General features: G+C 71.6%; 11 protein-coding genes. 6 read left to right on the forward strand and 5 right to left on the reverse strand.

Annotation, left to right across the window (positions count from 1 at the left end):
• Positions 1–269: 269 nt before the first annotated feature.
• From E1298_RS34870 to E1298_RS34885, 4 genes are all read left to right on the forward strand, one after another.
• On the forward strand, positions 270–977 hold the full coding sequence (locus E1298_RS34870; RefSeq protein ID WP_341770671.1) for a DUF4129 domain-containing protein: 708 nt from the start codon (positions 270–272) through the stop codon (positions 975–977).
• Positions 971–2,191 carry a DUF4350 domain-containing protein gene (locus E1298_RS34875; protein ID WP_131900978.1) on the forward strand — a complete coding sequence of 407 codons (1,221 nt, stop codon included), beginning with the start codon at positions 971–973 and terminating at the stop codon, positions 2,189–2,191. The genes E1298_RS34870 and E1298_RS34875 overlap by 7 nt, the downstream gene beginning before the upstream one ends.
• A 98-nt stretch (positions 2,192–2,289) precedes the next feature.
• Positions 2,290–3,258, forward strand: coding sequence for an AAA family ATPase (locus E1298_RS34880; RefSeq protein ID WP_207945014.1), 969 nt, complete (start codon positions 2,290–2,292; stop codon positions 3,256–3,258).
• Positions 3,258–4,550, forward strand: coding sequence for a DUF58 domain-containing protein (locus E1298_RS34885; protein ID WP_131900981.1), 1,293 nt, complete (start codon positions 3,258–3,260; stop codon positions 4,548–4,550). Before E1298_RS34880 ends, E1298_RS34885 begins: the two co-directional genes overlap by 1 nt.
• A gap of 89 nt (positions 4,551–4,639) precedes the next feature.
• On the opposite strand, the gene E1298_RS34890 is transcribed toward E1298_RS34885, so the two are convergent.
• A complete protein-coding gene (locus E1298_RS34890) occupies positions 4,640–5,827 on the reverse strand; it encodes an RDD family protein (protein WP_131900983.1) in 1,188 nt (395 codons plus the stop codon).
• Positions 5,828–5,900: 73 nt separating this feature from the next.
• Between E1298_RS34890 and E1298_RS34895 the strand changes: the two genes are divergently transcribed.
• Positions 5,901–6,896 (forward strand): stage II sporulation protein M, encoded by a 996-nt coding sequence (locus E1298_RS34895; protein ID WP_131900985.1) that lies wholly within the window; start codon positions 5,901–5,903, stop codon positions 6,894–6,896.
• Positions 6,897–6,996: 100 nt separating this feature from the next.
• On the opposite strand, the gene E1298_RS34900 is transcribed toward E1298_RS34895, so the two are convergent.
• The 4 genes from E1298_RS34900 to ahcY (E1298_RS34915) all read right to left on the reverse strand — a co-directional run bounded on the left by E1298_RS34900 (position 6,997) and on the right by ahcY (E1298_RS34915) (position 12,084).
• Positions 6,997–8,265 carry a M14 family metallopeptidase gene (locus E1298_RS34900; RefSeq protein ID WP_243725994.1) on the reverse strand — a complete coding sequence of 423 codons (1,269 nt, stop codon included), beginning with the start codon at positions 8,263–8,265 and terminating at the stop codon, positions 6,997–6,999.
• Between the two features lie 273 nt (positions 8,266–8,538).
• Positions 8,539–9,117, reverse strand: a complete 579-nt coding sequence (locus tag E1298_RS34905) for a hypothetical protein (protein ID WP_131900989.1) — start codon at positions 9,115–9,117, stop codon at positions 8,539–8,541.
• Positions 9,118–9,120: 3 nt separating this feature from the next.
• A complete protein-coding gene (gene ahcY / locus E1298_RS34910; protein WP_131900991.1) occupies positions 9,121–10,377 on the reverse strand; it encodes an adenosylhomocysteinase in 1,257 nt (418 codons plus the stop codon).
• A 276-nt stretch (positions 10,378–10,653) separates the two neighbouring features.
• Entirely contained in the window at positions 10,654–12,084 is a 1,431-nt protein-coding gene (gene ahcY, locus E1298_RS34915) for an adenosylhomocysteinase (RefSeq protein ID WP_131900993.1), read from the reverse strand.
• A gap of 213 nt (positions 12,085–12,297) precedes the next feature.
• Between ahcY (E1298_RS34915) and E1298_RS34920 the strand changes: the two genes are divergently transcribed.
• On the forward strand, positions 12,298–12,605 hold a 308-nt coding region (locus E1298_RS34920), incomplete at its 3' end, for a MerR family DNA-binding transcriptional regulator (RefSeq protein WP_131900995.1).

Genomic DNA, 12,605 nt, shown 5'->3' on the forward strand with positions numbered 1-12,605 from the left:
GACCACCGATCTCTACACGAGCCTTATCGTCGTCAGCGTCAGATGTGTATAAGAGACAGGCCCTGGCCGCACATGACCGGAATGCCACAACCCGCGCCACCGATGACAGGCCCACCCGTGCCCGGACCGCCACAGCCCGGACCGCCATACCAGGCCGGACCAATGACCGGACCGCCACAGGCCGGACCGCCACAGGCCGGGCCGCCGATGGCCGGTGCGCCGCAGGAGCCGTCTGTGGGGGTTTGGCCGAGGGGCGGGGCGAAGCCGTGATGTTCGATCCGATCGGGCGCGACGAGGCGCGCGAGATGGCTCGTCGTGAGTTGGACAAGCAGATTTATGAGCGCGACAAGCCGTCCTGGCTGGAGCGCACCTGGGATCGTTTCGCCGACTGGCTGCGCGACCTGTTCAGCCAGGCGTCCCAGCCGAACGCGCACGGCAACGGCGGCGGCTGGCTGTCGGTGGCCGTGATCGTCCTCATCGCGATCGTGGCGGTGGCGCTGGTGGTGTGGCTCATGTGGGGGCGCCGCAATCCGCGGTCCCGCGCCGACCCGCTGCTGGAGGAGGCGCCGTCCAGCGCGTTCGACCATCGGGAGGCGGCGGAGCGGTACGCGGCGGCCGGGCAGTGGGCGGAGGCGATCCGGGAGCGGCTGCGCGCCATCGCGCGCGATCTGGAGGAGCGGGCCGTGCTGGGGCCGCGTCCCGGCCGGACCGCCGACGAGCTGGCGGCCGAGGCGGGCGAGGCGGTGCCCGAGCTGGCGGACGGCCTGCGCGCCGGGGTGCGGATCTTCGACGACGTCTGGTACGGCGACCGTCCCGGCACGGCCGAGGGATACGCGCGGCTCAAGGACCTGGACGAGCGGCTGCGGGCGGCGCGTCCCAAGCCGCTGGAGTCCGACGACCTCACCCCGGCGGGCGTCGCCGCCCCGGGCGGGGCCGCCGGTGCGGAAGCCGATGAGGACGGGGGCACGCGATGGTGATCCAGTCTCCGCCGCGCGACACCGGCCCGAGCGCGAGCCCGAGCGCGAACGGGACGGGCGTGCCGACCGCCGGGCAGGTCGCCGGACGGCGCTGGCGGTCCGCCCGCGGTGTCGTCGGCGTGTTTCTCGCCCTGATCGTGATCGCGGTCGTGCTGGCGGCGCTGCGTCCCTCCGGTTCGCCGGAGGGGCTGGACCCGACGTCGCCGAAGCAGGACGGCACCCGGGCGCTCGCCGAGATCCTCAAGCAGCGCGGCACGTCGCTGACGGTCGCCAGGCGCGCCGGGCGGGCCGCCGACGCGTCCACGGCCGGGAGTGTCCTGGTCGTGACCCGTACCGAGCGGCTGACGTCGGACGATCTGGACCGCCTGCGCGGCGCGCGGGGCGACCTGCTGCTCGTCCGGCCCAGCCGGGACGTACTGGAGGCGCTCGCGCCGGGCGTGCGGGCGTCCGGCCCGAGCTTCGCCAGGACTTCCGCGCCCGACTGCGCTCTCCAAGCGGCGACCCTCGCCGGACGGGTCTCCTTCGGCCAGTCCCAGACGTACGAGGCGTCCGGCAACGCGACCGGCTGCTACAAGGCGGGCGACTTCCCCCGGCTCGTCCAGACGCAGTCCGCCGGGCGCACGGTCACCGTGGTGGGCTCGGCCGGGTTCCTCACCAACGAGCACCTCGCCGAGGAGGGCAACGCGGCACTGGCCATGAACCTCGTCGGGGCGCGTTCCTCGGCGGTGTGGCTGATCCCCGACCTGCCCCCGCCCGGCTCCGACACCGGCGACAAGACGATCGTCGACCTCGTGCCGTTCGGCGTCTGGCTGTTCTTCCTCGAACTGCTGGTCACCGTGCTGCTGGTGGCCCTGTGGCGGGGGCGGCGCCTCGGCCCGGTCGTGGCGGAGGCGCTGCCGGTCGTCGTCCGCTCCGCCGAGACGGTGGAGGGACGGTCCCGCCTGTACCGCGCGAGCCGCGCCCGCGACCGGGCCGCCGACGCGCTGCGCTCCGGGGCCCGCGACCGCATGGTCCCCCTGCTGGGCCTGCCGCGCGCCAGCGCGCAGGACCTGGCGGCCGCGCAGGAGATCGTCGCCGCCGTCGCCGTCCGAACCGGGTGGAATGAGGCGGTTGTGGGCTCGGCCCTGTACGGTCCTGAACCCGCGGACGACGCCGGGCTGATCGCTCTCGCCAACGTCCTCGATGACCTGGAAAGGCAGGTACGCCAGTCGTGAACCATCCTGTTGACCTCGGGAAGGACGATGTCCCGCCCGGCGCGGGCGCCGAGCCGGGAGCCGCGGCGCCGTCCGCCGGCGCGCCGGGAGCCGACCGGATGCCCGAGGAGGTCCGGCGGCAGGCCGAGATCGCCCGCGCGGCCCTCACGGCCCTGCGCCGCGAGGTGGCCAAGACGGTCGTCGGCCAGGACTCGGTCGTGACCGGTCTCGTCATCGCACTGCTCTGCCGCGGCCACGTGCTGCTAGAGGGCGTCCCTGGAACCGCCAAGACGCTCCTCATCAAGACCTTGTCGCACGCGCTGGAACTGGACTTCAAGCGCGTCCAGTTCACCCCCGACCTGATGCCCGGTGACGTGACCGGGTCGCTGGTGTATGACAACCGGACCTCGGAATTCGAGTTCCGCGAGGGTCCCGTCTTCACCAACCTCCTGCTCGCCGACGAGATCAACCGGACGCCACCCAAGACCCAGGCGTCCCTCTTGGAGGCCATGGAGGAACGGCAGGTCTCGGTGGAGGGAGCGGCCCGTCCGCTGCCCGACCCCTTCATGGTGTGCGCGACGCAGAACCCGATCGAGTACGAAGGCACCTATCCCCTGCCCGAAGCCCAGCTCGACCGGTTCCTGGTGAAGCTGACCGTGCCCGTCCCAACGCGGGACGAAGAGATCACCATGCTGCAACGGCACGCGGCCGGGTTCGACCCGCGCGACCTGTCGGAGGTGCGTCCCGTGGCGGGCGCCGCAGAGCTGGCAGCCGGACGGGCCGCTGTACGGGCCGTCCACCTTGACCCGAAGGTCGCCGCGTACGTCGTGGACCTGTGCCGCGCCACCCGGCAGTCCCCGTCACTACAGCTCGGCGTGTCCCCGCGCGGCGCGACCGCCCTGCTGGCCACGGCCCGTGCTTGGGCCTGGCTGTCCGGACGCGACTACGTGACGCCGGACGACGTGAAGGCGCTGGCCCGCCCGACGCTCCGGCACCGGGTGCAGCTGCGTCCCGAGGCCGAGCTGGAGGGCGCGACCGCCGACGGCGTGCTGGAGGGCATCCTCGCCCACGTCCCCGCGCCGCGCTGATGGCGCTGACCGGACGCCTGGGGCTGCTGGCGCTGCTCGGCGCGCTCGTCCCGCTGCTCGTGCCGAGTTGGTGGGCGCTGCTCGCGCTCTGGGGCGTCCTGCTACTCGGCGTCGTCGCCGACCTCGTCCTCGCGGGCAACGTGCGGGCGCTGCGCTTCCACCGGACGGGCGACACCAGCGTCCGGCTCGGCGAGACGGCCCGGGTGTCGCTGGTCGTGGAGAACCTCGGCAGGCGCCGTCTCAAGGCCCGCCTGCGGGACGTGTGGCCGCCGAGCGGCGGCGCCGCGCCCCGCACCGTCCGGGTGGACGTGCCCGCCGGGGAGCGCCGCCGCGTCGAGATGACGCTGACGCCGACCCGCCGCGGCGACCGGAAGGCCATCACCGTCGTGGTCCGGTCGGTGGGACCGCTGGGGCTCGCCGCGCGGCAGCTGTCGCGTCCCGCGCCGTGGACGGTCCGGGCGCTGCCCGCGTTCCCGTCCCGCCGGCACCTGCCCGCCAAGCTGGCCCGGCTGCGCGAGCTGACCGGCCAGCACGTCGCGCTGATCCGCGGCCAGGGCACCGAGTTCGACTCCCTGCGCGAGTACGTGGACGGCGACGACGTCCGCTCCATCGACTGGCGGGCCACCGCGCGGCGCGGCGACGTGGTCGTCCGGACGTGGCGGCCCGAGCGCGACCGGCGCATCTACCTGGTGCTCGACACCGGCCGCACGTCCGCGGGCCGCGTCGGCGACATCCCCCGCCTCGACTGCTCCATGGACGCGGCGCTCCTGCTCGGCGCCCTCGCGTCCCGCGCCGGCGACCGCGTCGACCTGCTCGCCTACGACCGCCGAGTCCGCACCCGCGTCGAGGGCGCCTCCCGCACGGACCTGCTGCCCGCGATGGTGCACGCCATGGCGCCGCTGGAGCCCGAGCTGCTGGAGTGCGACGCCGCCGGGATGGTGTCGACGCTGCTGGCGCGCGTCCGGCAGCGCTGCCTGGTCGTCCTGCTGACCGAGCTCAACACGGCCGCGATCGAGGAAGGCCTGCTGCCGCTGCTGCCCCAGCTCACGGCCCGGCACCTCGTCATGATCGCCGCCGTGTCCGATCCGCGGATCGGCGAGATGGCGGGCGGGCGCGGCGACCTCGCGGCCGTCTACGACGCGGCCGCCGCCGAGCGGGCCCGCGCCGAGCGCCGCCGCCTCACCGCCGAGCTCCGCACCCACGGCGTCGAGGTCGTGGACGCCCCGCCGGACGAGATCGCCCCCGCCCTCGCGGACGCCTACCTGGCCCTCAAAGCCGCCGGGCGCCTCTGACACCCCCTCCCGCGCCCCGTCCTTGTTCAGGACGATCGGAAGGTGGAGAAGTACCCAACGGCAAGGCGGTTTTACGCCCTGTTGACAGTTCAGGAGTCCCGTCGCTGCTCGGGCGGCGCATCCGGCGGATAGGGTCCGCGCTGGCCACCACCGGCCGGATTCGCGCCACGCGGATACTGACCCATCGGATACTGACCCGTCGGGTACTGGCCGGTCGGGTACTGGCCGGTGGGCGGTTGACCAGCCGGTCCCGGAGCGCCCGGGTAGGGGCCCGTTGGGTACTGGCCGGGGGCGGGTGGAGCGGCGCCCGGACGGACGGGGGTGAGCATGCCCTGATACGGCCCGGCCCCGTAGTTGGCCGGAGGCAGGAACTGGGGCTGTCCAGGGCCGGGCGCGCTGAACGAGGGCGGCGCCGGGGGCCCCTGCCAGGGGGGTCCCTGGGCCGAAGGCGCACCCGCCATCGCGGGGACGGGCATGGCCTCGGCGGGCGGCCAGGGATTCTGTCCGGCGCGGCGCATCCGGCGGGCCCGGCGCTGGGCCAGGCGCCATTCCTCGCGGTGGCGCCGTTCGGCGAGGACGGCCGACAGCAGGATCTCGGGACGGACGCCCGGCGGCGGCGGAGGGCTGACCGCGGCGACGACCTGGTCCACGATGCGCTGGCCCAGCGAGTCGCGGACCTCGGGCAGCAGCTCCCAGAAGCGCGACAGGTACTGCCGGGCGGTCATCGCCGTCTCGTCCGAGAGCATCGACAGCTCCAGCGACCTGGCCCATCCGGCGAGTTGCGGCGGCATCACCGCGACCGGGCCGAAGACGGACGTGGGCACCCGTTCCTGGATGACGATCGTCCCGGCGAACAGGTCGCCCAGGCGCTTGCCGCGCTTGCTGCAGAAGGAGGCGATCAGGGCGGGGGCGCTGTAGAACGTCCAGAACTCGATGAATCCGGCGAGCGCCCGCACCAGCGCCTGGCGGAACCGGACCGGCCCGCCGTCATCGGCGACGACGCGGAGGCCGACCGCCATCTTGCCGAGGGTGCGGCCGCGCGACAGCGTCTCGAAGGCGCACGGGTAGCCGACGATGACGACGACGATCGCGAGCAGGGTCAGGCCCGTCGTCCACGCGTCGTCGGCCACGAGCGACGTCATGGCCGTCACGTAGCCGACGATGTTGAGGATGACCAGTTGGAAGAGCAGGTCGAGCAGCAGGGCGCAGCCGCGGCTGGCCAGGCGCGCGACCCGGATGTCGAGCGCTACGGCCTCGCCGGTGACGAGTTCGGCCATGTCCTGGTTCCTCCAATGCCGGGGGCCCGGCCCATTTTGCCGGTTCGGAGGCGTTAGGCGTTAGTCTCCCCGGGTGGACGTCGACGCCTATGTGGCCGCGCACAACGCCGACTGGCAGCGCCTGGAGTGGCTGATCAACCGCGGCCGCCGGCTGTCGGGCACGGAGATCGACGAGCTGGTCGAGCTTTACCAGCGGACCGCGACGCACCTGTCGGTGGTCAGGTCCAGCTCACCGGACCCGCAGCTCGTCGGACGGCTCTCGTCGCTGGTCGCGCGGGGACGGGCGGCCGTCGCCGGGGCGCAGGCCCCGCTCTGGCGGGACGTCACGCGGTTCGCCACGGTGTCGTTCCCGGCGGCCGCGTACCGGGTGCGCTGGTGGTGGCTCGCGAACGCGGTGCTCGGGAACCTGCTGGCGCTGGTGGTCGCGATCTGGATCGTCCACAACCCGGAGGTGCAGGCGAGCATCGCCACGCCGGAGGAGATCCGCAAGCTGGTCGACGAGGACTTCGCCAACTACTACACCGAGCACTCGGCGGCCTCGTTCGCCTTCAAGGTGTGGATCAACAACGCGTGGGTCTCGGCGGTCGCGCTGATCTTCGGGATCATGCTCGGCATCCCCACGGTGTACGTGCTGGTGCTGAACCAGCTCAACCTTGGGATCGTCGCCGGGCTGATGTTCGCCTCCGGCAAGGGGACGATCTTCTTCGGCCTGATCCTCCCCCACGGGCTGCTGGAGCTGACCGCCGTCTACCTGGCCTGCGCGGGCGGCCTGAAGATGGGCTGGACGGTCGTGGACCCCGGCCGGCGGACCCGGGGCCAGGCCCTCGCGGAGGAGGGCCGTGCGTCCGTCAGCATCGCGCTGGGCCTCATCGGGGTGCTCCTGGTGTCGGGGCTCATCGAGGGCTTCGTGACCGGCTGGGTGCACGTCACGTGGCTGCGCATCGGCATCGGCGTCGTCGCCGAGGCCGCCTTCCTCGCCTACGTGGTCGTCCTCGGCCGCCGCGCCACCCGCCGGGGCGAGACCGGCGACGCGGAGATCCGTCCCGACCTGGCCCCGGTTTCCGGCTGACCGCCCGGGACCCCGGCGTCCCCGGCCCCGTTCGCAGAGAAGCGGCGAGTTGTCGCCATGAGCGCGGTCATGGCGACAACTCGCCGCGCGGGAGGCGGGGTCAGGCCTTGCAGTACTGATCCTGCTTGCCGGTGGCCCGGTACGGGCAGTCGGCGTAGTCGGTCAGCTTCAGCAGGGCCTCCCGGCTCCGCTGCACCTGCTGGTCGATCTGCGACGGCGGCGGGTAGAAGGTGTTGGTGCCCAGCTCGAACGTGTACGAGAAGATGCGCTGCTCACCCCACGTCCAGTCGTTGGTCGAGCCGTCGGTGATGTAGAGGTCGCTGGACTGCTCGGGCGTGAAGCCCTGCGAGCGGGCCATCTCGGTGCCGATGGCGCGGTGCGCGGCCTCATCGTCGGCGGACATGCTGCCCGGGACGGTGTTGTTGGTGGTGTAGCCGAACGGCCAGAGCACCAGCTGGGAGTACGAGTGGATGTCCAGGAACATCTTGAGCTGCTGCTTGCCGCCCACGTTCCGGCTCCGCACGAAGTTCGCGATCACCTTGGTCTCGGTGCCCGACTCGGGGCCCGTGCCCCGGTAGGTCTCGCTGGCCCCGTTGGTGGACGAGCCGCCGCAGCAACCCCACTTGAAGTTGAAGTTGCGGTTGAGGTCGGTGCCCGTGGAGGTCGGGTTGGGCTGGCGGTTCTTGCGCCACATCCGTCCGGCCTGGGTGTCGCTGGTCATGTCGTAGACCTGGCCGTCGGGGTTGACCATCGGCATGAGCCAGATCTCGCGGTTGTCCACGAGGTTCTTGACGCGGGTGTCGGTCGCGTAGCCCTTGGTCAGCTGCCCGAGGTAGTCCAGGGCCTGCTCGGCGGTGAGCCGCTCGCGGGCGTGGATGTTGGCGATGACGAGCAGCTCGGGCTCGTTCTCGTCCGTCGCGACGTTGTCGCTGATCTTGATGCCGATGATGTCGCGGCCCTCGTAGGACTTGCCCGCGACGAACTTCTGCGTGATCTGCGGGTTGGCGGCGACGACGGAGTCGACCTCCTGCCGCATCTCGGCGTAGGTGTGGTACGAGGTCGCCGAGGCGCCCGGGGTCGGCTTGGGAGCGGGCAGCGGCCTGCTCACCGTGAAGCCGAGTTTCTTGATCGCCGCCACCTCGGACGGGATCGCGCTGATCGTCAGCTCGCCGGGGAGGACGGCGTCGATCGCCGCGCCGGTCCGCGCGACCTCGGTGCGCTGCTGCGCGTTCTTCGGACCGGTGACGGTGTATTGCCGGGACGACTCGGACGGGGCGGGGGCGGACGCGCCGGCACTGCCGGGCACGCCGAGCCCGGCCAGCGCCAGGGCGACCGTCGAGAGGACCGCGAGGAGCAATCGCGGACGCATTCTGCTGGATTTCGGCATTGGGGGGTAACCTGCCATTCGGATCTGCGTGCCGAGGCACGCCGCGGGGTTTCCGCACGGAGGGTCACGAGCGCTTGCGGTGCCGTCACGATGACCGGTGGGCGGGCGTTTTACAATGGCCCGTCCGTTGGCAAGATTCGTTGGAGCCTCCCGCGTCCCCCACACGGCCCGCAGTGCAAAGCCGCAGGTCAGAGCCTCAAAACAGGACGCGGCACGCCGCCCGCATCCAACGCCAATCAAAAGCGATGTGAAATTTCAGGGACCCAGATTGGGCGGCGACTCCAGCTCCGCGAGTTCGATGCCCGGCGCGTCCAGCACCACATCTCCGGCCAGATGCACCGCGCTCACCTCGCCGGTCGACAGGTCGGTGATCTGGTACTCGGAGACCGGCAGCGGTTCGGTGTCGGTCTCGTGCCACGACGTCCCGGCCAGCCTCCAGCGCCAGGTGGCGGTGAGCGCGGCGAGGCTCGTCCCGCTCAGCCGGACGAGCCGCACGTCGCTCTCCCCGCCCTCGTCCAACTGGAGGGAGCGGGCGATCGCGATGAGGAAGGCGGGCGAGTCGCCCAGGAAACCCGCGGCCCGCTCGTGGTGCTCGGTGCCCGTCTCGCCGGCCGCCCGGACCCAGGCGACCTCGGGACCGGTCACGCCCCCGCGGATCCACCACACCGGCGCCGCGAGTTCGAGCCTGATCTGCCGCCACCGCGCGTCCACGACCAGATCGACGCGGACGCCGTCCGAGCGGCGGCCGACGTAGCGCCACCCGCCCGGGCCCGGCGCGCACTGGAAGCGCTCCTCAAGGCCGCTGTCGAGGTGGACGTACGCTCCGGCCGGCATGGTTCAGGAACCCAGCCGCCAGGAGTGCAGGTAGTCCTCCTGGTCGGGGGTGAGCCGGTCGATGGAGATCGACATCGAGGCCAGCTTGAGCCGCGCCACCTCCGTGTCGATCTCCTTCGGGACGTCGTGGACGGCCGGGGACAGCTTCTCGTGCGCGGACGCGAGCCAGGCGCAGGTGAGGGCCTGGTCGGCGAACGACATGTCCATCACGGCGGCCGGGTGCCCCTCGGCGGCGGCGAGGTTGACCAGCCGCCCCTCGGCCAGCAGCACCAGCCTCCGCCCGTCGGCCAGCACGTACTCGTCCGCCTGCGGGCGGACCCCCTGGTGCACCTCCACGGCCATCTCCTCCAGGGCGCGGACGTCGATCTCCACGTCGAAGTGCCCCGAGTTGGCGAGGATCGCGCCGTCCTTCATCGCGGCCAGGTGCGCGCCGTTCACGACCTCCCGGTTGCCGGTCACGGTGATGAACACGTCGCCGTGCGCCGCGGCCTCCGCCATCGGCTGGACGGCGAACCCCTGCAACGCCGCGTCCAGCGCCTTCACCGGGTCGATCTCGGTGATGACGACCCGGGCCCCGAGGCCGCGGGCCCGCTCGGCCAAGCCGCGCCCGCAGTAGCCGAAGCCCGCGATCACGACGGTCTTGCCGGCGAGCAGGGTGTTGGTCGAGCGGATGATCCCGTCCAGCGTCGACTGTCCGGTGCCGTACCGGTTGTCGAACATGTGCTTGGTGTCGGTGTCGTTGACCGCGACGACCGGGAACCGCAGCGCGCCCTCACGGGCCATCTGGTGGAGGCGGATCACACCGGTCGTCGTCTGCTCGCACCCCGCCTTGACCGTGCCGATGAGGTCCGTCCGGTCGATGTGCAGGGTGTTGACCAGATCGCAGCCATCGTCCAAGACGATGTCCGGGCCGGTCTCCAGTGCCTGGTGAATGTGCGCGTAATAGCCTTCGCGGTCGATCCCCGCCCGCGCGTACACCTCTGCCCCATACTCCTGGACGAGCGCCGCCGCAGTGTCGTCCTGCGTCGACAGGGGGTTGGACGCGGCGAGCGCGACAAACGCCCCGCCCGCCTGAAGGGTACGGATGAGCCCGGCGGTCTCGGTCGTGACGTGCATGCACGCGGCGATCCGCAGACCGTCCAGCGGACGCTCGGCGGCGAACCGCTCCCGGATCTGCCGCAACACCGGCATGCTCCGATCAGCCCACCCGATCCGCTTGACCCCCTCATAAGCCAACGAAGCGTCCGCAATATCGCTCATCAACACCCCACGTCATGTAGCTGCCGGACGGGGAAGAAAGATCCCCGTCCGGCAGCACCACTCAATCAGCAACCGCCCTCAACACACGCAACGCATGCCCAGCCCACTCCTCAACAATCGCCAAGCCTCAGGCGTGCGATCGCGTGCGAAGCCGGTTTCGAGCCTGCGAGAAACCGATCGCCGAGCGAGCCCCTGGGCGAGTCGAGGCGATGCAGCGATCGCCCGCGGCGCCCGTTGAAGGAGGGCGTTCTACGCCCGACGCCGAGGGCGACGCAATTAATAACGGTAGTGGTCGGGCTTGTAGGGGCCTTCGACGTGGACGCCGATGTAGTCGGCCTGCTCCTTGGTGAGCTCGGTGAGCTTGACGCCGAGGGCGTCGAGGTGGAGGCGGGCGACCTTCTCGTCGAGGTGCTTCGGCAGCACGTAGACGTCGATCGGGTACTCCTCGGTCTTGGTGAACAGCTCGATCTGCGCCATGACCTGGTTCGTGAACGAGTTGGACATCACGAACGAGGGGTGGCCGGTGGCGCAGCCGAGGTTCATCAGGCGGCCCTCGGCCAGCACGATGATCGAGTGGCCGTCGGGGAAGGTCCACGTCGCGACCTGCGGCTTGACCTCCTCCTTCACGATGCCGTCGATCTTGGCGAGGCCGGCCATGTCGATCTCGTTGTCGAAGTGCCCGATGTTGGACACGATCGCCTGGTGCTTCATCCGGCTCATGTGGTCGGCCGTGAGGATGTTGAAGTTGCCGGTGGTCGTCACGAAGATGTCGGCGATGCCGACCACGTCTTCCACGGTGGTGACCTGGAAGCCGTCCATCGTGGCCTGCAGCGCGCAGATCGGGTCGATCTCGGTGACGATCACGCGGGCGCCCTGGCCCCGCAGCGCCTCGGCGCAGCCCTTGCCGACGTCGCCGTAGCCGCAGACGACCGCGACCTTGCCGCCGATCAGCACGTCGGTGGCGCGGTTGAGGCCGTCGATCACGCTGTGCCGGCAGCCGTACTTGTTGTCGAACTTCGACTTGGTGACCGAGTCGTTGACGTTGATCGCCGGGAATGCGAGGGTGCCGGCCTTGTGCATCTCGTAGAGACGGTGCACGCCGGTGGTGGTCTCCTCGGTGACGCCCTTGATCTCGGCGGCGGTGGCGGTCCAGCGGCCGGGCTTCTCGCCGATGGTCCGGCGGAGGGTCTCAAGGACGATGCCCCACTCCTCCGGGTCGTCGGCGGTGGCGGTCGGGACGGCGCCGGCCTTCTCGTACTCGGCGCCCTTGTGGACGAGCATGGTCGCGTCGCCGCCGTCGTCCAGGATCATGTTCGGGCCGGTGCCGTCCGGCCACTGGAGGGCCTGGTCGGTGCACCACCAGTACTCCTTCAGCGTCTCGCCCTTCCAGGCGAACACCGGCACGCCCTTCGGGTCCTGCTCGGTGCCGTCCTTGCCGACCACCACGGCGGCGGCAGCGTGGTCCTGGGTGGAGAAGATGTTGCAGGACACCCAGCGGACGTCGGCGCCGAGCTCCACCAGCGTCTCGATCAGCACGGCCGTCTGGATCGTCATGTGCAGGGAGCCCATGATCTTGGCGCCGCGCAGCGGCTTGGCGGCGGCGTACTCCTTGCGCACCGCCATCAGACCGGGCATCTCGTGTTCGGCGAGCCGGATCTCCCGGCGCCCGAAGTCGGCCAGCGACAGGTCGGCGACCTTGTAGTCCATGCTTTCGTTGCTCCTTGGTCCGCTTGGGGTCCGCGAGCGTGGCCCGCGAGGGTCGGACGCCCGCTCCGCCCCCGGTGACCTGGGCTTTCGCGATCATGTCGGCCGGTGCTGGGAAGGGCGTGCGGGTGCGTCCGATCGCGAGTCTAAGGGCGGACCCCATCGCGGGGCACGGTCGAGGGCGACTTTCTCACACGAATTTGTCAGAATTGCCGCATGCGCATCACGGAGGCCGCCCGGCGGCTCGGCACCTCGCCCCGCATGCTCCGCTACCGCGAGACGCTGGGCCTGCTCCCCGCGACCCGCGAGTCCGCCGTCTCCGGCGGCGGGTCCGGACGCGGCGGCGGGCACCGCCGCTTCGGCGAGCCCGAGCTGCGCGCCGTGGCGCTCGCCCTGGCCCTGGAGAAGCGCTACGACATCGGCCCCGCCGAACTCGCGTTCGGGCTGCGCGTCCTGGCCGAGCCGCAGGTGCAGGCGCGCGTCCGCGAGCTGGGCGAGCGCATCGGACGCCTGTCCGCCCCGCC

This window comes from Actinomadura rubrisoli (assembly GCF_004349215.1).
GTDB lineage: Bacteria > Actinomycetota > Actinomycetes > Streptosporangiales > Streptosporangiaceae > Spirillospora > Spirillospora rubrisoli.

Coding starts and splice junctions, on each gene's coding strand:
- E1298_RS34870 (WP_341770671.1), top strand. CDS start 270: ATGTTCGATCCGATCGGGCGCGACGAGGCGCGCGAGATGGCTCGTCGT.
- E1298_RS34875 (WP_131900978.1), top strand. CDS start 971: ATGGTGATCCAGTCTCCGCCGCGCGACACCGGCCCGAGCGCGAGCCCG.
- E1298_RS34880 (WP_207945014.1), top strand. CDS start 2,290: ATGCCCGAGGAGGTCCGGCGGCAGGCCGAGATCGCCCGCGCGGCCCTC.
- E1298_RS34885 (WP_131900981.1), top strand. CDS start 3,258: ATGGCGCTGACCGGACGCCTGGGGCTGCTGGCGCTGCTCGGCGCGCTC.
- E1298_RS34890 (WP_131900983.1), bottom strand. CDS start 5,827: ATGGCCGAACTCGTCACCGGCGAGGCCGTAGCGCTCGACATCCGGGTC.
- E1298_RS34900 (WP_243725994.1), bottom strand. CDS start 8,265: ATGCGTCCGCGATTGCTCCTCGCGGTCCTCTCGACGGTCGCCCTGGCG.
- E1298_RS34905 (WP_131900989.1), bottom strand. CDS start 9,117: ATGCCGGCCGGAGCGTACGTCCACCTCGACAGCGGCCTTGAGGAGCGC.
- ahcY (WP_131900991.1), bottom strand. CDS start 10,377: ATGAGCGATATTGCGGACGCTTCGTTGGCTTATGAGGGGGTCAAGCGG.
- ahcY (WP_131900993.1), bottom strand. CDS start 12,084: ATGGACTACAAGGTCGCCGACCTGTCGCTGGCCGACTTCGGGCGCCGG.